This is a genomic window from Xenorhabdus budapestensis (assembly GCF_002632465.1).
Lineage (GTDB): Bacteria > Pseudomonadota > Gammaproteobacteria > Enterobacterales > Enterobacteriaceae > Xenorhabdus > Xenorhabdus budapestensis.
This window is the reverse complement of record NZ_NIBS01000021.1, coordinates 28,961-52,464: the sequence shown is the minus strand read 5'-3', so window position 1 is coordinate 52,464 and position 23,504 is coordinate 28,961. Positions and strand designations below refer to the sequence as shown.

At 44.0% G+C, this 23,504-nt stretch carries 28 protein-coding genes; 17 read left to right on the top strand and 11 right to left on the bottom strand.

Annotated elements, in window-relative coordinates; translation table 11 throughout:
- The first annotated feature begins 275 nt into the window (after nt 1-275).
- The 11 genes from Xbud_RS15625 to Xbud_RS19885 all read left to right on the top strand — a co-directional run bounded on the left by Xbud_RS15625 (nt 276) and on the right by Xbud_RS19885 (nt 8,754).
- The gene (locus Xbud_RS15625; protein ID WP_099136915.1) at nt 276-770 is read left to right on the top strand and encodes a type 4 pilus major pilin; all 495 of its coding nucleotides are present in this window, start codon (nt 276-278) and stop codon (nt 768-770) included.
- Nucleotides 771-823: 53 nt separating this feature from the next.
- Nucleotides 824-1,762 (top strand): ATPase, T2SS/T4P/T4SS family, encoded by a 939-nt coding sequence (locus Xbud_RS15620; RefSeq protein WP_099136914.1) that lies wholly within the window; start codon nt 824-826, stop codon nt 1,760-1,762.
- Between the two features lie 12 nt (nt 1,763-1,774).
- The gene (pilV, locus tag Xbud_RS15615; RefSeq protein WP_099136913.1) at nt 1,775-2,983 is read left to right on the top strand and encodes a shufflon system plasmid conjugative transfer pilus tip adhesin PilV; all 1,209 of its coding nucleotides are present in this window, start codon (nt 1,775-1,777) and stop codon (nt 2,981-2,983) included.
- A 59-nt stretch (nt 2,984-3,042) separates the two neighbouring features.
- Complete coding sequence (pilM, locus tag Xbud_RS15610) at nt 3,043-3,462, top strand: type IV pilus biogenesis protein PilM (protein WP_099136912.1); 420 nt, start codon at nt 3,043-3,045, stop codon at nt 3,460-3,462.
- Nucleotides 3,463-3,464: 2 nt separating this feature from the next.
- Complete coding sequence (locus tag Xbud_RS15605) at nt 3,465-4,094, top strand: prepilin peptidase (protein WP_099136911.1); 630 nt, start codon at nt 3,465-3,467, stop codon at nt 4,092-4,094.
- On the top strand, nt 4,055-4,540 hold the full coding sequence (locus Xbud_RS15600) for a lytic transglycosylase domain-containing protein (RefSeq protein ID WP_099136910.1): 486 nt from the start codon (nt 4,055-4,057) through the stop codon (nt 4,538-4,540). Before Xbud_RS15605 ends, Xbud_RS15600 begins: the two co-directional genes overlap by 40 nt.
- 128 nt (nt 4,541-4,668) lie before the next feature.
- Entirely contained in the window at nt 4,669-4,983 is a 315-nt protein-coding gene (locus Xbud_RS15595) for a hypothetical protein (protein WP_099136909.1), read from the top strand.
- A gap of 160 nt (nt 4,984-5,143) precedes the next feature.
- Nucleotides 5,144-5,452 (top strand): TrbM/KikA/MpfK family conjugal transfer protein, encoded by a 309-nt coding sequence (locus Xbud_RS15590; protein ID WP_099136908.1) that lies wholly within the window; start codon nt 5,144-5,146, stop codon nt 5,450-5,452.
- A 70-nt stretch (nt 5,453-5,522) separates the two neighbouring features.
- Nucleotides 5,523-7,772, top strand: a complete 2,250-nt coding sequence (locus Xbud_RS15585; protein ID WP_099136907.1) for a type IA DNA topoisomerase — start codon at nt 5,523-5,525, stop codon at nt 7,770-7,772.
- A 2-nt stretch (nt 7,773-7,774) separates the two neighbouring features.
- The gene (locus Xbud_RS15580) at nt 7,775-8,239 is read left to right on the top strand and encodes a single-stranded DNA-binding protein (RefSeq protein ID WP_099136906.1); all 465 of its coding nucleotides are present in this window, start codon (nt 7,775-7,777) and stop codon (nt 8,237-8,239) included.
- Between the two features lie 353 nt (nt 8,240-8,592).
- On the top strand, nt 8,593-8,754 hold the full coding sequence (locus Xbud_RS19885; protein WP_169923088.1) for a hypothetical protein: 162 nt from the start codon (nt 8,593-8,595) through the stop codon (nt 8,752-8,754).
- A gap of 198 nt (nt 8,755-8,952) precedes the next feature.
- On the opposite strand, the gene Xbud_RS15575 is transcribed toward Xbud_RS19885, so the two are convergent.
- The 3 genes from Xbud_RS15575 to Xbud_RS15565 are packed head-to-tail and all read right to left on the bottom strand — an operon-like array spanning nt 8,953 to nt 10,659.
- Nucleotides 8,953-9,435: a hypothetical protein gene (locus tag Xbud_RS15575; RefSeq protein WP_099136905.1), complete on the bottom strand. Its 483-nt coding sequence runs from the start codon at nt 9,433-9,435 to the stop codon at nt 8,953-8,955.
- 39 nt (nt 9,436-9,474) lie between these two features.
- Entirely contained in the window at nt 9,475-10,170 is a 696-nt protein-coding gene (stbB, locus tag Xbud_RS15570; RefSeq protein ID WP_244589992.1) for a StbB family protein, read from the bottom strand.
- A gap of 15 nt (nt 10,171-10,185) precedes the next feature.
- On the bottom strand, nt 10,186-10,659 hold the full coding sequence (locus Xbud_RS15565) for a hypothetical protein (protein ID WP_099136903.1): 474 nt from the start codon (nt 10,657-10,659) through the stop codon (nt 10,186-10,188).
- Between the two features lie 141 nt (nt 10,660-10,800).
- Between Xbud_RS15565 and Xbud_RS15560 the strand changes: the two genes are divergently transcribed.
- From Xbud_RS15560 to Xbud_RS15530, 4 genes are all read left to right on the top strand, one after another.
- Nucleotides 10,801-11,307 (top strand): plasmid mobilization protein, encoded by a 507-nt coding sequence (locus Xbud_RS15560; RefSeq protein ID WP_169923087.1) that lies wholly within the window; start codon nt 10,801-10,803, stop codon nt 11,305-11,307.
- Complete coding sequence (locus Xbud_RS19590) at nt 11,297-14,050, top strand: LPD7 domain-containing protein (protein ID WP_145956647.1); 2,754 nt, start codon at nt 11,297-11,299, stop codon at nt 14,048-14,050. Before Xbud_RS15560 ends, Xbud_RS19590 begins: the two co-directional genes overlap by 11 nt.
- A gap of 732 nt (nt 14,051-14,782) precedes the next feature.
- Nucleotides 14,783-15,733 carry a hypothetical protein gene (locus Xbud_RS15535; protein ID WP_099136898.1) on the top strand — a complete coding sequence of 317 codons (951 nt, stop codon included), beginning with the start codon at nt 14,783-14,785 and terminating at the stop codon, nt 15,731-15,733.
- An 825-nt stretch (nt 15,734-16,558) separates the two neighbouring features.
- Nucleotides 16,559-17,485: an Rpn family recombination-promoting nuclease/putative transposase gene (locus tag Xbud_RS15530; RefSeq protein ID WP_099136897.1), complete on the top strand. Its 927-nt coding sequence runs from the start codon at nt 16,559-16,561 to the stop codon at nt 17,483-17,485.
- 72 nt (nt 17,486-17,557) lie between these two features.
- Here Xbud_RS15530 and ltrA read toward each other — a convergent pair whose 3' ends face one another.
- The 5 genes from ltrA to Xbud_RS15505 all read right to left on the bottom strand — a co-directional run bounded on the left by ltrA (nt 17,558) and on the right by Xbud_RS15505 (nt 20,653).
- Nucleotides 17,558-18,820 (bottom strand): group II intron reverse transcriptase/maturase, encoded by a 1,263-nt coding sequence (ltrA, locus tag Xbud_RS15525; RefSeq protein WP_099136896.1) that lies wholly within the window; start codon nt 18,818-18,820, stop codon nt 17,558-17,560.
- Nucleotides 18,817-19,152, bottom strand: coding sequence for a hypothetical protein (locus tag Xbud_RS20210; RefSeq protein WP_244589991.1), 336 nt, complete (start codon nt 19,150-19,152; stop codon nt 18,817-18,819). The genes ltrA and Xbud_RS20210 overlap by 4 nt, the downstream gene beginning before the upstream one ends.
- A gap of 616 nt (nt 19,153-19,768) precedes the next feature.
- On the bottom strand, nt 19,769-20,083 hold the full coding sequence (locus Xbud_RS15515) for a type II toxin-antitoxin system RelE/ParE family toxin (protein WP_099136895.1): 315 nt from the start codon (nt 20,081-20,083) through the stop codon (nt 19,769-19,771).
- 5 nt (nt 20,084-20,088) lie between these two features.
- The gene (locus Xbud_RS15510; protein WP_021326453.1) at nt 20,089-20,367 is read right to left on the bottom strand and encodes a hypothetical protein; all 279 of its coding nucleotides are present in this window, start codon (nt 20,365-20,367) and stop codon (nt 20,089-20,091) included.
- Between the two features lie 25 nt (nt 20,368-20,392).
- Nucleotides 20,393-20,653 carry a type II toxin-antitoxin system Phd/YefM family antitoxin gene (locus tag Xbud_RS15505; protein WP_036838443.1) on the bottom strand — a complete coding sequence of 87 codons (261 nt, stop codon included), beginning with the start codon at nt 20,651-20,653 and terminating at the stop codon, nt 20,393-20,395.
- 170 nt (nt 20,654-20,823) lie between these two features.
- On the opposite strand from Xbud_RS15505, the gene Xbud_RS15500 reads away from it, so the two are divergent.
- Together Xbud_RS15500 and Xbud_RS15495 are read left to right on the top strand one after the other, a co-directional pair.
- Nucleotides 20,824-21,393, top strand: a complete 570-nt coding sequence (locus Xbud_RS15500; RefSeq protein ID WP_099136894.1) for a recombinase family protein — start codon at nt 20,824-20,826, stop codon at nt 21,391-21,393.
- Between the two features lie 118 nt (nt 21,394-21,511).
- A complete protein-coding gene (locus tag Xbud_RS15495) occupies nt 21,512-21,781 on the top strand; it encodes a hypothetical protein (RefSeq protein ID WP_145956646.1) in 270 nt (89 codons plus the stop codon).
- A 203-nt stretch (nt 21,782-21,984) separates the two neighbouring features.
- Here Xbud_RS15495 and Xbud_RS15490 read toward each other — a convergent pair whose 3' ends face one another.
- The 3 genes from Xbud_RS15490 to Xbud_RS15480 are packed head-to-tail and all read right to left on the bottom strand — an operon-like array spanning nt 21,985 to nt 23,257.
- The gene (locus Xbud_RS15490) at nt 21,985-22,215 is read right to left on the bottom strand and encodes an antirestriction protein ArdR (protein ID WP_244589990.1); all 231 of its coding nucleotides are present in this window, start codon (nt 22,213-22,215) and stop codon (nt 21,985-21,987) included.
- Nucleotides 22,216-22,256: 41 nt separating this feature from the next.
- Nucleotides 22,257-22,562: a hypothetical protein gene (locus Xbud_RS15485; protein WP_099136891.1), complete on the bottom strand. Its 306-nt coding sequence runs from the start codon at nt 22,560-22,562 to the stop codon at nt 22,257-22,259.
- 35 nt (nt 22,563-22,597) lie between these two features.
- The gene (locus Xbud_RS15480) at nt 22,598-23,257 is read right to left on the bottom strand and encodes a ParA family protein (RefSeq protein WP_099136890.1); all 660 of its coding nucleotides are present in this window, start codon (nt 23,255-23,257) and stop codon (nt 22,598-22,600) included.
- Between the last annotated feature and the right edge of the window lie 247 nt (nt 23,258-23,504).

Sequence of the window (23,504 nt, the reverse complement as noted above, 5' to 3'; positions counted from 1 at the left end):
TTTCCACTAACAGTATTCAATGGATAACGGAGATAAAGAACCCAGAGATTAAAATTATGAATATGACGAAATCTCATCTTAATAATATCTGATTTAATTCAATAAGACTTTTTCCACTAACAGTATTCAATGAATCACGGAGATAAAGAATACCGAGATTAAAATTATGAATATGACGAAATGCCGAAACAGCCCCTAGCCGTTTGGATTATTCTTGTACGCTATGCTGTTTGTAAAAATTTAAACTCATTTTTTAAGGATATATTTTGAAGAATATGAAACGGGGTATCGCTAACATTACTGACTCTGTGGTCTCAATTGGCATTACGCTGGTTATTATTGCGGTGGTAATGGCGTTGTCTTATGTGGGATACACTAAATTTTATGCTGCCAATGAAGTGACATTAATCAGCAACCTGATCAACGAAACTAAAAATATGCGGGCAAGCAGTGGTTATGGAACCTCCGATTATAACCAGGCTTTAATTAGTGCCGGTGCATTACCCAGCAACGTTTCATTTTCAGGAAGCACTATCAACAACCGTTCAGGGGGAGAGATTATCGTAAAAGGTGCCGGTATCGGCTTTTCTATTACTGATACCATGTTATCCAATAAGGACTGTATCAATCTGGCACAGAAGTTAGGGACTTCTGAAATGGCATCAACAAAAATTAACGCTCAGTCTTTCACTGGTGAAGTCACCGCAGTCATGGCGACTTCCGCCTGCACGACTGATAATAATAGCGTCACATTTACAACCAAATCATAAGGTAAACATAATAATTCATGCCCGTTATCCGGGGCATGAATTAAGGTTGAAAAATGAACACATTAAGAGAGCTTAGCTTTATTGATTTATATATTGGTGAGGGGTTTGCCGAGGTTAAAGGGCTGCAAGGCGTTGCCGCATTTTTGACCGATTTGCCGGACGTCTACCGGGAAGATGCCGGTTCACTTAAAAATAAATGCTACGAAATTTATCTCAGCACCCATAAGACCGAATTTTCCCTACAATATGACACCCGGCTTTATCGAATTACCGTTATTTGTAATCTATTTGACGGCGTCAGTTTTGTTATTCGTCAAACGCCCGCCAGTCACGTCCAATTCAGTGATATTCCCTTTACCACGCATCTAAGACGTTCTGTAGTGCGTTCTAGTGCAACCGGCCTTTGCCTGATTGCCGGTGAAATGGGCTGTGGGAAAACGACGACGGCTGCCTCAGTGCTTCGCCACAGAATTGAAACTACCGCGAGTTTTGGCGTTTCTATAGAAGACCCGATAGAAACGTTACTGAACGGGAGGCATGGAGAGGGGCGCTGTATGCAACTTGAAGTCGGGCAGGATGAAACCTACTCATCAGCAACCAAGAAAGCGTGGCGAACGGGCGCGTCATGTTTACTGTTGGGTGAGATACGTGATGGTCAAACGGCACACGAAGTTTTAAAGGCTTCTCTTACGATGTTTGTTGTATCGACCCTGCACGCCTCGTCGGTGTTTGAGGCCATAGAACGCTACGTGATGTTCTGTGAAGAGGTCAACCCAAAGGCGAGACAACATATTGCCAATACGCTCTATATTATTGCACATCAGAAAATGACGCCGATATTAAGAGAAGGGGTTGTCATTGGGCGTAATATTGATATCAACGCCTATAACCTGGTTAATTGCACTCAGAATCAGGCGATAAAATCAAAAATAACGCAAGGAAGTTATCAAGCGCTTGCCGATGAATTTAATGCTATTGCTTATACCCTTTAAGGAAATATAACCATGAAAAAAGGTGTCGCCCAAATCAGCGATGCGGTGATTGCTGTTGGACTTTTTCTTATTGTACTGGCCGTGATTATTATTCCACTGAGTAGCTGGATGATTGATCAGACCAGAGCCACTGTGGCAGCAACCCATGCTAAGCGAGTACAGCAAGCCGTAAATATTTATATTAAAGACCACCATGATAAGATTGCTGCCACCGCGACAGCAACGACACCTTATATTTTTGGTGTACCGGAGCTGATCTCTGCTGGCTACTTACCATCGGGATTTTCTGCACAGAACGGGTTTTCTGCAACATACCAGACGCGCGTGTTTGAACCGGTAACGCATAAATTAAACTCCATGACCTTTCTTAATGGGGGCGTAAAGCTATCAAAAAGTTTAGCCAGAAAAATCGCCATTGGCATCGGTGCTGATGGCGGGATCATTGATGGCAACGTGGCACAAGGGGCGTTAGGAAGCTGGACGATGAACTTATCCTCTTTTGGCGGGTATAACCCCGGGGACGGGAGCGTCGTTATCGCTGGATTTTACGAGAATGGCGTCAACATTAGCGATTATCTTTACCGTAAAGCAGTCCCTGGCCATCCGGAACTGAATACGATGAGTACATCGCTCAATATGGGCGGCAATAACATCACAAACACCGCAACAACAACTACGACCACGCTTAATTCCACTAATACGAACGCAACGACTGTCACCGCAACGACGGTTAACTCTGAGACTACCCGTACTACGGGTGAAACCGTTACCGGAGGATGGTTCAGAACAACGGGTGATACGGGCTGGTATAGTGAGAAATGGGGGGGCGGGTTGTATATGAGTGACAACACCTGGATACGTGCCTATCAGGATAAATCAATATACACAGGCGGTCAGGTTCAGGCCGGGACAATTCAATCCAATGGCCGTATGACGGCCAATGAATTTTTGCAAATAAATGGTGTGGCTACAGCCGGGGCGGCTTGCTCACCAAACGGATTGCTGGGGCGTGATGCAGCCGGGGCAACGCTTTCCTGCCAGTCTGGGCGATGGACAAAAGCAGAAGCAACCCTGAAACAAAACCGATGTACGAAAATGGGGAACTGGGGCGGGCGTAGCTTTAATGAATATCGTTGCCCTGTTGGTTGGTATGCGGCGGGTCTTCAGTTTGTCGGTCATCAGGGCCGTGAATCTGCTTATGTCATCACTTGCTGCCGTTGATATCAGTACCCATGTATTGGCTTGTGATAATCATGTGATAAAAGACTAAGGATTCTTAAATGAAATCATGGCTAATGGTGATGCTTTGTATGCTGGTTATTGTTTTCTGCCAGAATTTCTTTGACGGAAGAGAGGACTACAATGAAACCTTAAAGCTTAATAAGGCTTCGTTGTTCCTGAATTATACCGCTGCGTTTGACGCCTATTATTTATCCAATGGGGGGGCTAATGGCGATGTGACAAACTTTGTCTTGTTACCTTCATGGCTGCCTGTTGATAGTTCAATAAGAATGTACATCAGTTCAGGAGCCGGTTATATCTTTATGCCATCAGCAAGCGGGGTATTATCCGAAATAATGAAAAGAACTGATTACAGTGCATGGGTGGGATTTTCAGACGATACCTCAATCATAACATTATCCGGAAAACTCAATAAGCCCTCATTTATTCCTGCAAACTATATCGTTTATGTGAGATAGATATGATTTTATACATGGCACTGATGTGTGTGTTTTCGTATATACTTTCCCGCATTTTTCCTGGTATCTACCTGAGGGTAAAGAAAAACACCCTGCAACAATATAAAGAATTGAAAGAAGAAGATGACAATGTTGGTATTTTTCCACTGATTTCGGTGTTGATGTTTCTATTGCCCGTCGTCATTTATTCTCTGTCAAATGACAGACTGCTTTCGGTATATTGCTTTCTGCTTGCCGTTGTTGGGTACTCAGATCTCAGCAGCAGATGGATACCGGATATCTTTATCTATCTGTTATTGGGGCTTTCTGTTTATTCATTACCCACGGAAGAGGTGTCTTCCTCGCTATACGCCGCCGTGTTCTTTGTTGCCCCTGCATTATTGCTAAGCGCTTATGGCTATATTATTAAGCGAGAACAATGGATCGCCTCTGGCGATTATTATTTATTTCCATCAGTGGGTATGATGGTATTACCCGAGTATGCAGCGGGAATGATGCTGTTAGCGCTATGGTTTACCTTGCTTTTAACTCGTTGGTTTCAAAAAGTCCCTCTTGTCACGGTTGTGTACTTCACCTTTTCAGGATATCAAATATGCCATTTATCCGGATGGTTGTCGTTTTCTTTCTTTTAATGCCCTTTTTTAGTTTTGCAACGCCAAAACCCTCATTCAGCAGTTATAAAAATTGTTTTAATCGGGCGGCTGAAAAATTTCTCATTGACCACCGCCTGCTTATTGCTATCGCTGAGGTGGAGAGTTCGATGAATCCGGGGGCTATTGGATACAATAAAAGAAACGGTAAAATAATCAGTGAGGATGTCGGGTTAATGCAAATTAATTCCTCATGGCTTCCTAAGCTGGAGAGTATGGGGATTACCCGTCGTGAGTTACTGGAAAATCCGTGTCAAAATATACATGTCGGTGCGTGGATACTTGCCAGTAATATTTCGGCAAACGGGGTTAATTGGGAATCTGTTGGTGCTTATAATGCCGGATTCAAAAATGCCAATGCGCCGTTTCGAATGAAATATGCCAGGAAAGTTTATGCACGGTATTTGATTTTGACTGGTCGTAATTAGGGGGTCAAAGGGTGTTATATAATAACAGAGCATAAATTATATTCCTGGCGCAGGGATTTAATAAAACCATTAAATGATCAAGATAATAAATTTTAAAATAAAAACCGGACAATAAGGGGAATTAATTTATGAAAACTAAGCTATTAAAACTAGCCGTTTTTATGGCTACACTCACACCATCTTTGTTATTAAGTACTGCATTGGCTAATTCGGGCACTCATTCTGGCCTCATTAGATTTTCAGGTGAAATTGTATCCCCACCTTGTGAAATGGAATCAAAAGTCGATGGGAAAGTTGAAGTACATTGTTTTACTGAATATAAGAAAATAACAAGCGTCGTAAAACTCAATACCCTGAAAGGGGAACTCATCAATAATTTAAGTCGCATTTCTGTCAAACAGACAAGTAAAAATAGGGCAATCCTGATGATTAGCCATCATTAAAAAACCTCACAGGACTCTATATCTAAAAGAATTAAATAATGACTCATTCAGATGTACTCAAAATAGAATTTGAAAAGTTCATGGTTAAAAAGTTTCTTTATTCGAGCAAAACGCTTGAATCCAAAACAAACCTATCAGCGATTCCAAAAGGATAAAAGTGATGAAAAGAAAAATAACTTACGCAGTATGCCTATTATTCTGTTCTTTATATACAACGACAGCTTTAGCCGACGACCCATGTAAAGTGACTCTATGCCTGTGGGGAAAGATGAAGGGTTCATTGAGTAATGAGTGCAGTAAGCTGGAAAGAGACTTTTTTAATATCGTGAAGAAAAAACGTGGCTCATTTCTTCCTAACCGTACTTTTGATGCCAGGAAAGATTTTTTAAATAAGGAATGCCCCGGTGCCTACAATGTAAGTCAGTACGTTGAAAAGGTTTTGAAGAAATATGGCCGAGTGAAGTTGTGATTATAAGAGTCTCTGACGCGCCTTATGGCTTGTTCAACCTTTCACACGTAAACTAAAAGGGAAATATAAAATGCGCTTGTTTATCGCAGAAAAACCAAATCTGGCACAGGTAATTGCTCAGGCTCTGGGTAATCATGAATACAAAGAAGGCTATATTAAGTGTGGTGATGATGTTGTCTCTTATTGTGTCGGACATTTACTTAAAATCGCGCCACCGGAAGAATATAACCCAGCCTATAAAGCGTGGCGGCGGGAAACATTGCCAATGAAGCTGCGCCCGGTGAAACAAGTTGTTAATGACAGAACGGCTGATCAGTTTGCGGTACTTGCCCGGTTAATTTCCCAGGCTGATGAGATTGTCCATGCTGGCGATCCGGATGAAGAGGGGCAGCTTATTGTCGATGAAGTATTGCAGTATTGCTGCAATACTTCACCAGTTAAGCGGCTGCTCATCAATGACTTGAATCCGGAAACGGCACGTAAAGCACTGCGTAACATGCGCGATAACGCCGAGTTTACCGGCCTTTATAAAAGGGCTTACGCCCGGAATGTCGCTGATTATTTGTACGGTATCCCGGTGACACGCGCTTATACGATTGCAGGAAGGGAGAAGGGGCATAACGAGATTATTTCTGTTGGCCGGGTACAGACCCCCATTCTGGGGATGATTGTCCGGCGATATGCAGCCAATCAGAATCACAAAGAATCCTGGTACTGGCAAGTTCAGGCGACAATCACCGGGACAAACATGATTATTCCTGCACCTTTGGTCGTTCCGGAGGATGCCCCCGTGGATGATAAAGGGCGTATTATTCAGGAAGGCTACGCGCAGGAAATCGTTGAATTGTGCCGGGGCAAAAATTCCACTGTTACCGGCGCGAAAGTGGAAGATAAGACCAAGGCAGCGCCGCTGCCATTTGCACTGCTTGATCTCCAGGCAAAAATGAGCCGTCTGTATGACTTTAGCCCTGAAAAAACGCTGAAAATCACTCAGGATTTACGCGAAAAGTACAAAGCAATCACATACAACCGCTCTGATTGCCGCTATCTGTCTACAGAGCAATTCGCAGAAGCGCCCCAGACGCTTAATGCCATTTCCGGTACTTTCCCGGCGTTATCAAAATTCTTTGAACAGACTGACTGTATGAAGAAAGGCCGTGCCTTTAATGACAGCAAAATAACAGCACATACGGCCATTATCCCGACAGCCAAACAGATCGAGGTTAATTCTTTAACGGGTGACGAGCAAAAGGTCTACAGGGCGATTGTCGAGCAGTATCTCGCTCAGTTCCTGCCTGAAAAGGGTTTTAAATCGGCGCTGGCTGAATTTGACATTGCAGGGTATCAGTTCAGGAAGAGAGCTATCCGTAACACTGTGCCTGGCTGGTCAGCACTTCTCACCGATAAAGATGAGAGCGAAGAACAGGACAACGGCGGTGTTTTTGATGAGCTGGCCAAACTCAACGAGGGGGATGTTCTTGAATGCGCCGGTGTCGATAGTCAGCGAGAGAAAACAACCCCGCCACCTCTTTATACTGTCGCTTCGCTGCTCGAAGATCTACGGCGCGTAGCTCGATATGTTGAAGACCCGCGCATTAAGCAGCTCCTGTTAGACAGGGATGAAGGAAAGGACGACCAGGAACAAGGTGGCATAGGAACACCGGCTACACGGGGGGCTATCTTAACTCTCTTACAGGAACGGGGCTTTTTCTTCATTGATAAAAAGAAGGTGATACCGAGTCCATTAGGCTTGTCATTTATCCAGGCTTTGCCGCCGGACATGACGGCTCTGTGGCACGAACAGCAAAAAATGATAGAGACAGGCGAACTCGACGTGGACAGCTTTCTGGATGAACTGGAAAAGTTCGTCGCCTTTCAGGTTGAAAATGTAGACATTTCTGGCCTGAAAATAACGGTGTACCCTTGTGAGTGCGGAGGCCGCTATACACGGCGAAAAGGTGAGAAAGGGGCGTTTTGGGGGTGCAATAACTATCCTGAATGTCGCAATGCTGTTCCTGATCGTAACGGGCAACCTGATTTTACGGCTCAGAACTTTGATGCCAAGTGTCCTAAGTGTGGTTCAAAAATGAAATTAAATTCTAAAGCCTGTAATTGCTCAAATGAAAACTGCAAATACGTTGTATGGGGAACGCAATTTAATAAAGCACTTACGATCACGCAAATATCTGACCTTTTGAATAAAGGAAAAACGAGAGACATAAAAGGGTTTAAGACTAAGGCGGGTAAGAAATTTGACGCTGTTTTACAGCTTGAAAAAGATGGCTCAATCACGCCGGTATTCAATAATAAGAGGAAATAAACATGGCGTCTCGCGGTGTAAATAAAGTCACTCTTATTGGTCACTTAGGTGCCGATCCCGAAGTGAGATATATACCTAATGGGGGCGCGGTTGCTAACATCACGCTGGCTACTTCGGTGTCCTGGCGTGATAAGCAATCCGGTGAAACAAAAGAGAAAACAGAATGGCACCGGGTTGTACTCTTCGGTAAGTTGGCTGAAATCGCCGGGGAATACCTGCACAAAGGCTCTCAGGTCTATATTGAGGGGTCTTTACAGACCCGTAAATGGCAGGATCAAAGTGGTCAGGAGCGCTATACAACGGAAATAGTGGTAAATGTCGGTGGGACGATGCAAATGCTCGGTGGCCGTCTGGGGGGAGGTTCAAACACTTCGGCGGGCGGGAATGAGGCGCAGTCACAACAGAGTGCGCCGGCTCCGTCTGACAATGAACCCCCGGTGGATTTCTCAGATGATATACCGTTTTAGAGTTCACCTGAGACAATAAGTGTAAAAAATATTCAGTGTTTCTAAGCCAAAATAAGAAATATTGATTTTGACAAATTACCTTTTAAAGATTTGACACAACATTTTGATGTTGAAGCAACTATTTGAAAATACGCAGACGTAGAAAAAAGGCATTGAGCCTTTTTCCTACGTGGCGGCAACTCCCAGTTACCCACCGCAAGCGAAAAGGCGCAGGTAAGGCTTCGCTCCGCTATCGCCTACCCGTACGCTACGGCATACCGCACTTTTGAGGGTGCGGTATGCCTGCTCGCCTTTTCTTATGCCGTGGATAACTTGCCGCCTGTTTGGTGCCGCTTTAGCGTTCTGAATGTGTTATGAAAACATCAAAAATAATACGGGTATCATTTTACTGGTTTTTATGCGCGCAGCGCATGGAAGGCGGCTCACAGAAACAACCGGGGACACTGGAGCTGAACCGCCGAAACAAAGGGGGGATTTCCCAGGGAGCAGTGACAACAGCCCGCCAGGGTGTTTAGGCGGGCGTTACCCTACACCCTGCTAAGCCGTGAGCGAAGCGAACCCATCGGCACGGATATTACAGCGGCTCAGGAGTTTGACGGTCGGAGACAAAAAAATGACATATCCAAAAGCCAGACGTAATTTTTGTTACTGTTGGTAGGTAGCAGGCTCGTGGATTAAAAGATAATGAGAAGCGGGTATAAAACCCGCTTCTATTATTTATAAAGATAGAAAAGACCGTTAAAACCGACTGATAAAATTAATGCGAATGAAAGTATGATGACTGCTATCCAAATTTTATAGTTAATAAAATTATTTGATTCTGAAATAGTTTTAACTTTACGCTCAAATTGATTAAGTTGTAATTGTGTTTCTTGTATGCTTTCTGAAATTCTATTAACGATTTCATTTTTTATGGCAGAGCGGAGTTCAAGTTTTGATTCATCAAGCTGATTCATCAGGATAGCCCTATGCTTAACCGTTAATTTATCAAAACTGGATTCTGCTTCTTCGAGCGAGAGTGCGAGTTTAGTTATGCTAACTTCAATATTCTCTGGTAGAGAACTAATAGTTTCACGAAGTTCAATCAGCTCATTGCGTATTTTTTCGGGTATGGATTTTATTTCTTTGTCAAGCGCAATGTAGTCTTCAAGCAACTCTTTTACTTTTTGATCTTTGAATTCTTCTGAAATGCTCATTAATCTTTCTCCTTATTTGGCGAGTTTATCCGCCAAATATCATGCCAGATTTAACTTTTGAAATGCGATGTCAAGATCAGAATTGAAGCCATTCATTAGCATTTTCACAGTTCGCAGGTTTGATAATTCCTGTCTTGCTTCTTTTGACTCTGCTGAACGAATTAAGGTTCGAAAGTCACGCTCATCATTGTAGATATCATCATAGCGTAACCCTGATTTCGTAAGGATATTAAATATGTTGTTGTAGTAAACTACCGCCGGGCTATCGCCTGTAATTTTATTGCATGTTTTATCGGCCAGGAAAACTGAATACTGTTTTCTAATTTCAATATCCTTTTCTGCCTGGTTGAAAATGACTTTTATACGTTCTTTTTCAATACCACTATCTAAAAGATTATTGATAGTGTTTATAGAGTCACGTTGCTGTTTATCTTGCGTAGTAACCGGAACGACAAAGTAATCAATTAATTCATGGCTTCCCTGAAATTCCAGCATTTGAACCATGAATTGTTCAATGTTCGATGAACCAATATCAATGATTGTGCAATCGGTATCATCAATACATTTTAAGATTTCATCGAACTCTTTCGCGGAAAGTTTGTTGTCGTTAGTTCCATCCGAGTTAATTGTTTCAACCCTGATTATTTCGGCATCTTTTAACCGAGGTTTTAACAGAGTTTGACAGATGGTTGATTTCCCTACGTTGCCACTGTTGTTCAATACTGCCATTTTCATGTACATAGTTCTTCCTTATTTGTTTTGTAAGTAGTTAGATAGCGTAGTTCCAAGTCTTATTGCGTTTGGACACTGCCATGCTCTTATTTGCTCAATGCTGACTCCACCTGCTATAGCTCTTGATGCAAGTCTTTCATTATTGAAACAAACGGCAAGATAACTGTTCAAATCGCTGGTATCGTTTACGAATACTGATTTTTTTTCATCCTGGCTAACGTGCTGCTCTTTGTGCTTGGTGGTATTAGAGATATTTTTCCCTGGAACCTTGTGTTTGTTTTTTGTCCTTGTCAGCATATTTCTGTATGCAGATGGTGCTAAGTTATCGTTCGTTGACGTGTTTATATAATCTGTAATTTGTTCCCATGAATAGAATTTTTTGGCTTCGGTTATATCAGAGAAAAACAGATCAAAGGCTGCTTGCTTAGACTTTGTTGTCTTGTCTCTGATGACTTCACAGAGTCGATGCAGAAAAGTGTCGATTGTAATCATTGCTATCTCCTTATCACCTCCTTACTTTGTCACAATTATATTATGTGTGCAAATATGTATGCGATTTTGATTTTTATGTGTTCCATTATGTGTGCGATATTGTGTTGTGTCAAGCATGAAGTGAATTATTTGTGTGCAAGTATGTGTGCCGCACTGTGTGCGAAATTTTTCGCTCAAATCTCAACAGAGGCACGTTACCGACTGTATACAAATGCCTGCGGCCTTTGCATACGTCGCGTGCCAAAGGGGGCCCCCTTTGAAACCCCGCATAGCGGGAACATCATCACCTGTACTGGAAGGTACTTTATGGCGGCTAAACAGAATAAAGCGATCGTAGTTTCACTGCGTATGACTCCCGATGAGTTTTCCCTGTTTGAAAAACAGATAAATGAATCCCAACTCAGTCGTTCAGCATTTTTTAGAAAACTGGTGTTGGATAAAAAAGATTTTATCAATATCGAAATAAAAGATACCCGACAACTATTATACCTTTTTAATAAGTCCAGTAATAATATCAATCAGCTGGCTTTGAAAGTTAACGTGGCTCATAAAAATGGGACAATATCAGATAAGAAATATACGTTGTTTCTTAATGCTCTTCTTAATATCGAATCACTGATGAAAAAGGCGGTCGAGGATGCTGATTAGGTGCCGGGGCTATAATTCCGGTGTAAAAGAATATTTAGAAGAAGGTCAAAAGGCCGGACGTGAATTCTCTCGTGATGAACTGGATGAACGTGTTATATTAGATGGCAATCTTGATTTAACTGAAAGGGTTTATAAAAGCATTCCAGATAAAGGCCAGGATCGTTATCTTACCTTTACCCTCTCATTCAAAGAAGACCAGGTTGATGAGGAAGTGCTCTCTGCTATTACACAAGAATTTAAATCATTTTTGATGAAGGCGTACTCGCCTGATGAATTTAATTTCTACGCAGAAGCGCATCTTCCAAAGATAAAAACGATGAAAGACCGTAAGACGGGGGAAATGGTAGATCGTAAACCTCATATTCATATCGTTATCCCCAGAAAAAACTTGTTGTCCGGTAATGAAATAAATCCGGTAGGAAACTACAAGCAGAATGAAAAATACTTTGAGGCTTTTCAGGAATACATTAATCAAAAATATGGGCTGGAATCCCCCAGGGATAATATGCGGGCTACACCCACCAGTTATGCTGATATGCTTTCCCGCTATAAAGGAGATGATTTCAGATCGAAAAATAAAGACTTTAAAAACCAAATATTACAACGGGTTTATCATGAAGATATCAAGTCCAGGCAATTGTTTTATGATCTTGTTTCTCAGTATGGGGAAATTAAAATTAGAAATGCCGGTAAGCCTGCTGAATATATCGCGGTAAAATTAAAAGGTGATAAAAAATTCACTAATCTAAAAGAAAGTATTTTCAGTGATGATTTTATTGTTCATCGAAGGATAACAAAACCGCCGCTTGAACAGAATGTAATTAAAAGCCGATTCTCTGAGTGGGAACGACGTTCAGCAGAAATTAAGTATATAGATAAAATTGCATCGCCCCGATTCAGGGATAAATATTATGAATCCGGTGATGATATGAAATCCAGGTTGCTGCACTCAAGCATCAATGCATTTTATAACGCATATCGAGGCTCTAATGACATACGAAGTCAACGACAGACAAATAACCAGCGAAGTGTTGCTGAAACTCAAAGAGGAATTGCTTCCCCATCTTCCGATAGCCTGCAAAACCTGTCCGATGGCAATGTGGCAGGTTCACGCAGCTGGCAAGGAGATCAAGTGTTATTGCCGGGTGATGCACGCTTTCTCATGGGAAACAAGCAGGCCGTCAGAAATTCTGGACTGCGACGCGCTTTATCAGACGGAAGAGGAAGAATTTCTAGCTCAAGCTATGCCGGGCCAGGAGGAACAGGGTATCAGCAACGATATGTGGCCGGGGATCGCAAACGATCAGGAAAATTACAGCTAACCCCTTACCCTGTCATTCCACGATTCAAAAACAAGATACCCACACTGGCTGATGTCAATAAGAGAGCGGGTTTTCTTTTTTCGGCGGGGACAATTACGGCTAATAAATCAAAGGGGGTTTTTGCTAAACCCATTAATGCAGACGTTAATTCATCTTCATTGTCCGCCTGGTTAATTCGGAGAATTAAAGACAACGCTCCGCGTCAAAGCATTAATAACTTGCTGAGAACCATTGACCGGGATTTTTATGATATCCGACGGGAGGTACTATCCGATAAAAGATTTAGCCATGAAGAAAAGAACCAACTTATTTCAGTCATTCATTTTGAGCGACTGAAAAGGAAGGAGGCGGTTTTGAATAAAAATGAGGGTTATATGATGGGCAGTAAAGAAATCCGGGAATTGATGAGCAGTAATAATAAAAAAATGTCAGGGTTTACTATCAGCGCTCCTGAGCCAGAAGAAAATCAGGGGGCTAAAAGTCGTTTTGCGCGTGTAATGGAGAAGATTCGGAATCCTGTTGAATATTCCAGGGCTGCTGATGAGTCAAGGAAGTCAGTAGAAAAGCAGCTCGATGTCAGCAACCTTTACACCAAAAGAACCCGTAAGGGTCATGTTCACTATCTTGATAAGACGAGTGATAAAACCCTGTTCGTCGATACTGGCAAGCTGATAACGATGCGTAAAAACGGCTTGAGCACCGATAGTGTTGCTATTGCGCTGGAGCTTGCCCAGGGACGGTTTGGCAGCACCCTTAATATTAAGGGGTCAAAAGCATTTAAAGAAATGGTGGTTAATGTCGTCGCGGAGAAAGGGCTGGACATTCACTTTACTGATAAGAAGATGAATGACGCCCTCGAACTACGGCGTGAAGCGTTGTTGAAGGCCAGGGAACGCCAGTCCAGCAGTACGGATAGTGAGACGGCATTTACCATTGAGGGGGCTGAAACTGCCGTCAATAAGTCTTCTCATGATGCCGATATGCCGGTCAACGATAAACCGTCTAGTGATGGGACAGAAAATAGGTCAACAATGGATGACGAACCTTTATACCGTTCAGTCTCTCAACTTGAAGGTAAGATTGTTAAGCATGGGGCAGCCCCGTATCTTCACAAGGAAGGAAACAGCGACAGTTACTATGTTGTTCTGAAAGGAAAAGACGGCAAAGAAACCACACAGTGGGGGGTTGGACTGAAAGAAGCGTTGAAAGGTTTCCGGCGAGGCCAGGCAGTGGCGCTGGATCTGAAAGAGTCTAAGCCGGTGCAAATTCGAACAAGGGACGAAAACGGTCATGTCTCTACGCGTGATGCCGTCCGTAACGTGTGGGAAGCTACCAAACTGTCTGCCACTCAAAATAGCAAGAGCAAGACGAACAAGAAACCGGGTTTGGACAACAACACAAACGAACCGGAACTGGCGTAAAAGCAACCATTTCAACTTCCCCAAGGCCGGGTATCTACCTGGCCTTTTTTGTGAATTCGATCTTATTACTATATTTGTACTTGATCTAGTACGTTAATTTGCTCTATGCTAATGGCATTAGATATGTCGCGGAGGAGTTCCGGATGCCCCAAATAATCCTTAGCCGCAGAGTGGTAAGTGTATCGGAGTTCAGAAAGAACCCGATAGAGTGCGTGAGTTCTGGTAATGGTGAGTCCTTGGCTATCATGAATCGCAACGAACCGGTTTTTTACTGCATTCCAGCGAAGGAATATGGAGAACTGTTGCAACTGGTCGAGGATATGAAGAGCAAACTCAACGAAGATGTAATTGGTTGAAGAAAAGGATCTTTAACGGATCTTTTCATTAGATTGATGAATAGCCATTCTTATGAAAAGTGAGAATTAGTGCGTTAAAACAACGGGTTAGCACTGCCGGAAAGGAACGCCTGCTTGATCCGTTTAACCGCGCGTGATAGATTACGTGGGTTTACACATTCATGCGGGTGGGACGTTCCCGGTAATAGCGTCCAGGAGTGGGGCAGAGAGCGAAAGGCTGAACCCCAGAAGGCAAAACCCCCTGAAATCTGGAAATCAACTTGGCGGTAGATAACAGATATTCAGAGGGTCATAAAGCAGGCACTGGCCTGCTGAGGATTATAGCAAATGCATAGCTTTAAACAACCCCCTTATACCGTCATAAGTGCTGGCGGGTGTGAATAGCGGTAAAAACCCCGATTTTAATGGCTACCGCCAGGTAAATAACAAAACGAAGATCCACCGTCACTACGTCCCGAAATATGCAGGTGGTTTACCTGCTATAGTGCCCGTTCGTCGTTTAGCTGGTGCATTGAAAATACACGATTGGAATCGTAATACCCCTCTATATAAGCTACGTTGTAAGCGTAATCAGCGTGTTTCTATACGTTCTGAACGCCGAGAAACCTTCTCTGAATTAGCTTTAGCAATGATTGCTTATGCTGATTATAACCCAGATAGTGAATATCTCTTTGAGATCATGTGCTCAACTGAAAAGTTGGCTAGTCTTTGTGGTCAACTTTATCATTATGATAACGGTCGCAAGTGTTATGACCCTATACGGCTTGCCCTGAAAGATTGGGAAGCCGCCGACATGATTTACATAGACCGTGACCGCGATCCTGAAACCAGGCAATGTAAAGCTATGCGCATCTGGCTACGGCCTGCATTTTTCGACGGGCTGGGATTTTCTCTCGCTGAAATTAGAGAAATTGTTACCCGTTTTAGACGTTGGATGGAAAAAAAAGGATTAAGAAAAGATTATCAGCGGGTTTATGCTGAGCATACCTTACGTTTGGCTCGTTCTAATGTTGCATCTCTTGATAACAAGCACGCTTTAAAGAAATTGCTGCTTAAAGTTAAGCGGTTAGTTTTAGGGGATGATGAAACCTTAAAAAAAGAGAAGGAGCATGCAATTAACGCCTTAGAACATCGTAAAAATCTCATTAAAGCCACAGAACCTGAACCCGATGAAAATCAAGTTAACCGTCGTATTTATGAAAATTGGTCACAGAAGCAGCCTATTGCATGGCGGTTAGCATTCGAAAAAGAGATTCAAAATTTGTATCCAGCGTTTTCTGGTAATGAGCTATTACGGGTTTATGTAAAACATCTTCCTGATAAATAATAAATGTATTAAATAATTACCGCCTCTTTTGGCGGTTTTCGTGTTATTTTTAGAAAGTTATTGTTTGTTTTTTAACCTCCCTCTCATCTTGATTCCTTGATTAGTGAAATTAAAAATAGGGTTTTCGCATAGATGACATGTAACCGAGTAAAATAAAATCAATTAAATTCGTATATGCTTGTCTATAGAAAGTTAAATTCGCAGCTTATTTCTGAACTAAACGACCCTATAAATAGGGAGTAGCAGGCGGGATACACCCGTCCTGCTTCTCACTATTAACAAAAACAAAAAAATGACTTCACTTACAAGCGGCAAAGCCGCTGTCGCTCAGAAAAAAGAAAAAAAACAAAAAATACTGTAACTATTAAGTTAACGCCTCCGTAAGCGGTCGCAAGCGCCCGCTAACGCGCAGATACGCCCCGCCTTCGGCGTGACCACTGCGTACCGGCTTATGAAATCAAATACAACCGGACATATCGCTAAGCTTAGCAGGGCAGAGGGGCGTCAGGGTTCTCCTGTTCTATCCCCCCTTTTTATCGGCTGATTGATCCCTGATGATCTCCGTTATCCCGACGAGCAGCCTCCCATGCCCTGACGGGCATAAACAAACTCCGGCCAGCCTCCCCTGTTCTTTTTCAGGCCATTCTTTTTTTAAGCCAAGACCCCAAACCGCTGAAAATCGTTCGCGGAACCGGGGTTTGGGGAGCAATGGACAAAGGACCAAAACGTGTCCACCGAGGGAAACAGCCCTGATTAACTGGCCGGATACGCGTATAATAAGTTATCCATGAAGATAAACCCCCCGACAAAACAGAGAGATGGATTGTGGCAAAGCCAGCAAAAAAACCTCACCATGACGCGTTATTCAAGCATTTCTTAACCCAGCCTGAAACAGCCCGGGAGTTTTTATCCCTTTATCTGCCCGATGAGATCCGATCATTGTGTGATTTAACCACCCTGAAACTGGAACCCGGCAGCTTTGTCGACCGGCAGTTACGCCAGCTGCACAGTGATGTCTTGTATTCAGTGGGAACGACACAGGGAGACGCCTACATTTATTGTCTGATTGAACATCAGTCCACGCCGGATCCGTTGATGGGCTGGCGTTTAATGTTTTATGCGATGTCAGCTATGGCGGCCCACCTGAAAAAAGGCCATACTGAACTGCCGTTGGTCGTCCCTTTTCTGTTTTATCACGGTGAGATCCGGCCTTATCCTTACTCAAACCGGTGGCTGGACTGTTTCACCCGCCCTGAACAGGCGGCCCGATTATACCATCAGCCGTTTCCAATGGTGGATGTCAGTGTGCTCAGCGATGAAGACATCCTGACGCATAAAAGCCTCGCCTTACTGGAGCTGGTGCAGAAACACATCCGCTGCCGGGATATGCTGGAGTGGATCCCCCCCTTGGTGGAACTCCTGAATGCCGGGTATAATAGCGACGAGCAGCGCAATGTTGTGTTAAGCTATATTTTACTGAATGGACATACTCTGAATCTCTCACAATTTGTCCATCAACTGATTGAACAATCTCCGGAGCATGAAACAATGTTGATGACCATTGCAGAAGAGCTGGAACAAAAAGGGCGCGAGGAAGGTATCAAACAAGGACGGGAAGAAGGTGCCAAACAAGGACGGGAGGAAGGTAAACTGGAAACGGCCCTCGCCTTATTACGGCATGGGGTCAGTCTGGACATCATTGTCACCAGTACCGGACTGAGCCGGGATAAAATTGAAGCGTTAAAGCATTAAACTGGGGTTATCGGGTCGCGCAAGGGAACTTCCCCCCTGCGCTCCCACGGAACCGGACGTGACAGTCTCCCGTCATCCGGCTCTTGTCGTTGACCGTTCGCGCCGCGTACAAGTTTCCCAGTGTGCAAACAGACCGGGTTTAACGCTCCGTATCCTGCCTAACCATTCATACGCCTGAGCCAGACTACCGTGTACCCGCTTATATTTGCGGGTAACCCATTTAGCAAGGTGCAGATCTACATGACTGGCTATACAGTCCATTGCTGACCGATAAAAGTGCCCATAGTACTTAACCCAGCCTCGTAACATGGGATTGAGCCAACGTGCCATTACTTCCAGCGACAACGGGGTTTTGTGACTTAAATCCCAGCCCCGTACTGTCTGCCGGATTGCCTTAGCAGCTCTGGCACTCATTGCTGGCAGGAAATTCACCGATAACTTTCCTTCTTTCGAGACCGACTTTCTTGGCCTGAACGTGTAGCCCAAAAAGTCGAAGCTGATTTCAGGATATGCCTCCGTTCTTTCCCTGTCCTTGCAGTAGACGACTTTCGTCTTACCCGGACTCATCTCCAGCTTACACTCAGCCAGACGCTTTCTGAGCTTGCCACGCAACATCATTGCCTGCGCATGACTCTTGCAGTGGATGACTACATCATCGGCGTACCGCTCGAACCGGACGACGGGAAATTCCCGTTTCATCCACATATCGAAGGCGTAATGCAGGAACAGATTGGCCAGCAACGGACTAATGACCCCTCCCTGAGGAGTCCCCTTGTCCCTTATCTGCACCGTTCCATCCGGCATGTGCACCGACGCGGTTAGCCATCGCTCAATGTAGAGCAACACCCATCTGCAATCCGTATGCCTGCGCACCGCTCTCATCAGGAGTTCATGATCGATGTTATCGAAGAACCCCTTGATGTCCACGTCCAGCACCCAGTCAGTGCGCCAGCATCGTTGCCGGGCTACTCTCAGGGCATCGTGCGCAGATTTGTGCGGGCGGTAGCCATAGGAGTCAACGTGGAATTGTGGCTCCAGAATCGGCTCCAGCATGTCTTTGACCACCATCTGCGCGATGCGATCCGCTACCGTGGGTATCCCCAGTGGTCTCGTTCCCCCCGTCGCCTTTGGTATCTCAACACGCCGAACCGCTGGCGGCATATAACTGCCCGAGGCCATTCTGTTCCAGAGTTTGTACAAGTTCCCCGCGAGGTTCTTCTCAAATTCCTCAATCGATTGACCATCGATTCCAGCGCTGCCTTTGTTGGCTTTTACCTTCTTGTACGCTCTCCAGACAGCCTGTCTGGATAACGCAAACGGTTTGGACTGGCTCACAGGTTCCTCCCACTTGTGCAGTTGACCCGTAATACAACCCCAACGACTGGCCCCCTTCGCTCCACGTCCATTACAGACGCTTCATCACTACTACGGAGCCATCTGCCCCTGTGCCCCGCATCGGTACTCAGGCGCTTGCAGGTTTTCTGCTTGACGCCGCTCCCTTCACATCGGGACGACAGGTTCCCACGTTCCATGCCAGAGCCTGTGTTGTGCTCATGCTGTCTATATGCCGGATGCCGCCCAGCCAGTAACCAGATAACCGCTGGACTTATCACACGCCGCTTAGAAAGCGCGTTTTTGACATCATCTTGTTCCTTTCGACACTGCATCTACAGTTCACTCTCGTTCATCTTCACAACACATACATGGCGCATCTGACTGCGCCTTTTCCCTGACGCTCACCACCACCGCTCTTAACGGCAGCAGCTCAGGGTAGTTTGAAGGCTGCGTCTGGACACCGCCTCCGAGGGGCCGACCCTCATCTCTCGCACAGCATTGCACCCTTTATTTGCCACAGGGTGCATTCGTGGCACACCTAAGCCGGAACCCCAGCAAAGGAATAGGAAAGTCAACTTTCCTATTCTTCACAATCTTTTGCTTCCGGCTATATCCGAGCACTTGCAGATCACAATTTGGGGCAGGGGTTACGCATGAAATTTTGGTAGACTAAAATTGATTAAATAGTAACGCTTCCATATAGCCATTATCCCACCCTGCTGATTTCCTTCGAGCACTCAAACTCAGTTTACTGTTGGTATCTCGTTTAACGATATTGAGTGCCATTTTACGTAATTGGGCAAATACTCTTGTAAGGAAAAATACAGGTTTTGTTCGTGAACATTGAATTCGGGACGGGCATAAAGTTCTTCGATTTCTGTACTGGATAATAAGTGAATACGCTTGATATTTTCCATTGTGAGTCCCGGATTCAGTGAGGCCAAACAGTCAAATCATCCCGCGTCCGTCCAGATGATTTGCGGGGACCATTCGTTTGTGCAGTACACCAAATATAACGGGTTGCCGTTCATGGATTATGTAATAAATAACATGACTGACATGAGGAAAACTCAATACTTCCGCTCCCACGTCCGGCCTGCCTCTCCCCAGAGCAGGGGTAACAGCCAGCAAACGAAAGGTTTGCTGAAGTTCTGACAGGTATTTTTCCGATTGCATCTTACCCCATTGCTGTACAGTAAAACGGCGGATTTCAATAAGATCGGCCTGTGCATCAGGCGTTAAGCGGTAGGTTGGTCTGTCCATTATGGTTAATGATCCCTGGGAACGTCGATGATGCCCTCAGCAATACCCTGAGCCAGCATTTCCATCAGTTTGGCGAATCGGAAAAATCCGGTGTATTGCTGGCAGATATCATCCAGTTGGGCAGTTGATGTACTGTCTATCACCTGTTTGAATATACCCATATAGTCGTAACACGTTTTCAGTAATTGCGTATCGCCGGTCTCGGTAAGAGGAAAACGGGTAGCATAGTCGTGTATACGCTTCACCCGCTGTAATTGTTCTGCACTCAGCCCGGCTACAGACATTTTTTTCTCCTTAATATGTGAAGTTCTAATCGTACAGACCTGATCTCAGTTCATTAAAAAAAGCTTCACCATCGGCGGTGTTACCGGATTCAATATCAACGCTGGCCTGTGCCGCTCTTGACTGTAATAATTTTAACCGGAGTGTTTCAATACTTTCGTACTCATCCATTGAGATAACCACCGCGACGGGTTTTCCGTTTTTATTTATTTGGATTGGGGCACGTTGTGCTTTGAGTAGCATGTCGCCAAACTGAGTTTTGGCTTCATTGGCAGAAAGAGCATCCATAATAATCCCCTCATTGAATAATGGTATGATTCAAACAATATAAACGAATCGAACGACTTGATCAAATTTAAATCTATCAAAAAGTATACATTTTGACAGCTATCGAAAAACACGCTCAAAAGTCCTATCATAAGTACTCAATCAAATAGTCTAAGGGATAATGATAGATTATGGCAAAAATTGGTTATGCGCGGGTCAGTTCAACAGGTCAAAGTTTGGACATTCAGCTGGAAAAATTAAGACAAGCGGACTGTGAACGTCTGTATCAGGAAAAACGCAGTGGCCGAACAGCGCACCGCCCACAATATCAGGCTTGTATGGATTACCTGCGGGAAGGTGATACGCTGATCGTCACAAAGTTAGACCGGCTCGCCCGTTCGGTAAATCATTTATCCCAAATCGCCAGTCGCTTCCAGCAAGAAAATATCGATTTGGTCGTTTTGGATCAAAATATTGATACACGAACATCAACAGGACGCCTGATGTTCAATATGCTGGCTTCAATCGCAGAGTTTGAAAATGATTTACGCAGTGAGCGTCAGGCGGAAGGGATAGCCAAAGCGAAAGAGAATGGTGTCAGATTTGGTCGTCCCGCCAAATTAACGGAGACCCTACGACAGGATATTTATCTCCGCCGTCAGTCTGGAGCGACGATTGGTCAGTTAGCAAAGGAGTTCAGGCTGGGCGAAGCGACAATCTACCGTGTTTTGAACACATTTAAGCGCCCTGACAATTCGTAGCATTCACAAAGTTTACCGATCTGGGGGTTCTTCCACAGGACCCGCAAATGTGACAGATGTACCCTCAGCAAATAAAAATAGGATATTAATTACAATTATGAATAAATTTGAAAAACACATGACTCAACAACAAATTGAAGAGTATCGAATAGAAGAAGAGGCTGCTGAACGGCGTTCTGTGCTTCAAATCTTATATATGGGATTGTTCTTGATGATAGTATCCGTTGCCGCTGCATTAGTCAGAAACTATGATGATAGTTACATTGATAATACGCTCCGATTAGTACAGATCTTAGGTGTTATGCTCTCGACTATTTGTTTTGGCTGTGTGCTTGGCGTTAACGCGTATCGGCATTTGAGCCGGATTTTTTGTATAAAGCGAATATAAAGGGATGTGATGAAAAAATTAGGGTTAACAGGCGCATTAATAATGGTCGTCATTATTGTTATTGGTTGCTTCATGATACACAAGAAAGCCCAAAATGAACTATTGGGGGTCGGTGGAATAACCCCCAGAGCTGTAAACTTTGAGGGAAAATCCTGATCAGTCATCCCGCCAAAAATGCTGTTTCAGGTGAGACCCCAATAAGATTATTTTTTCAGTACGATCCAACCCTTCGCTCCGTCATAATCATTCCCACCTTGAGCAATGAATACGCTGTCAGATACATCAACCGCAATTGCTCCTGGGCGCTCGTGCTGTGCATCGCGAAGGCAATTTTTCCAACTATAAACCTTTCCCTCCCAAATCAGCACTACGCCAGAGTTGCTGTGTTCTGCGTTTTGTTGACGCCAGAACCTCGCAGTTTCAATAGGATTCATCAAGTTCTCCTTTCTGGTTTTTTAATGTGTAATAATACGCATTATTTATTTATTGGAGGTCTGCCAGCCTTTGGGCTGTTTTTACGTATTTCTTCAAACAACTCAAGGCGCTTACTTTCAGGTAAATGTTCCAGCGCTTCCAGTGCTGCCCGGATAACTTCTGCTCGCGAAATACTTCCTTCATTCTGAAAACGGAGTGATTTTTCCAGGTCTGCTTCGGTTAATGTCAGATTCACACGAGTTACCGCAGAGGCTGAACTTGGTTTATGGACGGCAGTACTAATGAACTGCCGCAACGTGGTTTTCTTATTCTCTGGCATAATAATTTTTTTTGGTAGCTTAGCCATTATAGATTCACTTTATTGTTGTGTAATATTACACATTATATTATTTCTAATTCATTTAACAATATCTCTATCTCTCCGCGAGCTTTATTTCCACCTTTGTCGTTAAACTCATGCACACCTTGCCCTGCGTTATAGGCGGCTTTGTAAGCCTTTCGTGAATAGATACGCTGGCGAGGAACGGGTAGCCAGTCCGGATCATCATTAAGCATTTTTCGCAATTCGCCTGCTTCCTTGTCGCGTGGATCTGTGACGCAGCGGTTAAGTACAATCCAGGGTTTCATTGTGGGATTAAGCGACGCTTGTGCTGTTTTCACATCCTCAACCATCCGTGAGAGGGTATTAATCTCTATCTGTGCTCCTGGCTCGATGAAGGATAGCAGTACGTCAGCACAGATCAGCGCCTTACGAAACTCCGCAGATTTTTTCCCTGGAGTATCCAACAGGACATAATCAAATTTTGTCGCCAGCTTTTGGGCTCGTTCAGCTATGTCGGTGTAGCACTCGAAATAGCTCACTTCTGGAGTGATACCCACTTCCTGTCTTTCAGACACCCAGTCTTTAATGCTCTGTTGGTCGTCGCATTCTAAAACCGCACATTTTTTTCCTGTTTTGAGCAGGTAAGCCAGAATGGATACCAGGATAGTTGATTTTCCAACTCCTCCTTTATGACTCCCAAATACAATGATTTTTCCCATAATTCCTCCGTTCATTAATGATGTGTATCATTACATACTATTAATGAATTATAGCAGGTTGCTTGGGAGAATCAATATTAATGGTGTGTATTATTACTTACTATTGTGATGGGCGGGAGCATTTGGGGCAAGTGCGATGTTTATGATAATGTTCCATTTAACGCAATGAGTTTTATAGATGATGACAACAAAAATTCGTCGTTACATGATGTCAATAGGAAGTATTATGGATATAATGCTTTCAACT

What these genes read in the sequence shown, in the direction of transcription:
- Xbud_RS15625 (WP_099136915.1), top strand. Translation starts at nt 276, where the DNA reads ATGAAACGGGGTATCGCTAACATTACTGACTCTGTGGTCTCAATTGGC.
- Xbud_RS15620 (WP_099136914.1), top strand. Translation starts at nt 824, where the DNA reads ATGAACACATTAAGAGAGCTTAGCTTTATTGATTTATATATTGGTGAG.
- pilV (WP_099136913.1), top strand. Translation starts at nt 1,775, where the DNA reads ATGAAAAAAGGTGTCGCCCAAATCAGCGATGCGGTGATTGCTGTTGGA.
- pilM (WP_099136912.1), top strand. Translation starts at nt 3,043, where the DNA reads ATGAAATCATGGCTAATGGTGATGCTTTGTATGCTGGTTATTGTTTTC.
- Xbud_RS15605 (WP_099136911.1), top strand. Translation starts at nt 3,465, where the DNA reads ATGATTTTATACATGGCACTGATGTGTGTGTTTTCGTATATACTTTCC.
- Xbud_RS15600 (WP_099136910.1), top strand. Translation starts at nt 4,055, where the DNA reads ATGCCATTTATCCGGATGGTTGTCGTTTTCTTTCTTTTAATGCCCTTT.
- Xbud_RS15595 (WP_099136909.1), top strand. Translation starts at nt 4,669, where the DNA reads ATGAAAACTAAGCTATTAAAACTAGCCGTTTTTATGGCTACACTCACA.
- Xbud_RS15590 (WP_099136908.1), top strand. Translation starts at nt 5,144, where the DNA reads ATGAAAAGAAAAATAACTTACGCAGTATGCCTATTATTCTGTTCTTTA.
- Xbud_RS15585 (WP_099136907.1), top strand. Translation starts at nt 5,523, where the DNA reads ATGCGCTTGTTTATCGCAGAAAAACCAAATCTGGCACAGGTAATTGCT.
- Xbud_RS15580 (WP_099136906.1), top strand. Translation starts at nt 7,775, where the DNA reads ATGGCGTCTCGCGGTGTAAATAAAGTCACTCTTATTGGTCACTTAGGT.
- Xbud_RS19885 (WP_169923088.1), top strand. Translation starts at nt 8,593, where the DNA reads ATGAAAACATCAAAAATAATACGGGTATCATTTTACTGGTTTTTATGC.
- Xbud_RS15575 (WP_099136905.1), bottom strand. Translation starts at nt 9,435, where the DNA reads ATGAGCATTTCAGAAGAATTCAAAGATCAAAAAGTAAAAGAGTTGCTT.
- stbB (WP_244589992.1), bottom strand. Translation starts at nt 10,170, where the DNA reads ATGAAAATGGCAGTATTGAACAACAGTGGCAACGTAGGGAAATCAACC.
- Xbud_RS15565 (WP_099136903.1), bottom strand. Translation starts at nt 10,659, where the DNA reads ATGATTACAATCGACACTTTTCTGCATCGACTCTGTGAAGTCATCAGA.
- Xbud_RS15560 (WP_169923087.1), top strand. Translation starts at nt 10,801, where the DNA reads ATGTGTGCCGCACTGTGTGCGAAATTTTTCGCTCAAATCTCAACAGAG.
- Xbud_RS19590 (WP_145956647.1), top strand. Translation starts at nt 11,297, where the DNA reads ATGCTGATTAGGTGCCGGGGCTATAATTCCGGTGTAAAAGAATATTTA.
- Xbud_RS20210 (WP_244589991.1), bottom strand. Translation starts at nt 19,152, where the DNA reads ATGCAGTGTCGAAAGGAACAAGATGATGTCAAAAACGCGCTTTCTAAG.
- Xbud_RS15515 (WP_099136895.1), bottom strand. Translation starts at nt 20,083, where the DNA reads ATGGACAGACCAACCTACCGCTTAACGCCTGATGCACAGGCCGATCTT.
- Xbud_RS15510 (WP_021326453.1), bottom strand. Translation starts at nt 20,367, where the DNA reads ATGTCTGTAGCCGGGCTGAGTGCAGAACAATTACAGCGGGTGAAGCGT.
- Xbud_RS15505 (WP_036838443.1), bottom strand. Translation starts at nt 20,653, where the DNA reads ATGGATGCTCTTTCTGCCAATGAAGCCAAAACTCAGTTTGGCGACATG.
- Xbud_RS15500 (WP_099136894.1), top strand. Translation starts at nt 20,824, where the DNA reads ATGGCAAAAATTGGTTATGCGCGGGTCAGTTCAACAGGTCAAAGTTTG.
- Xbud_RS15495 (WP_145956646.1), top strand. Translation starts at nt 21,512, where the DNA reads ATGACTCAACAACAAATTGAAGAGTATCGAATAGAAGAAGAGGCTGCT.
- Xbud_RS15490 (WP_244589990.1), bottom strand. Translation starts at nt 22,215, where the DNA reads ATGAATCCTATTGAAACTGCGAGGTTCTGGCGTCAACAAAACGCAGAA.
- Xbud_RS15485 (WP_099136891.1), bottom strand. Translation starts at nt 22,562, where the DNA reads ATGGCTAAGCTACCAAAAAAAATTATTATGCCAGAGAATAAGAAAACC.
- Xbud_RS15480 (WP_099136890.1), bottom strand. Translation starts at nt 23,257, where the DNA reads ATGGGAAAAATCATTGTATTTGGGAGTCATAAAGGAGGAGTTGGAAAA.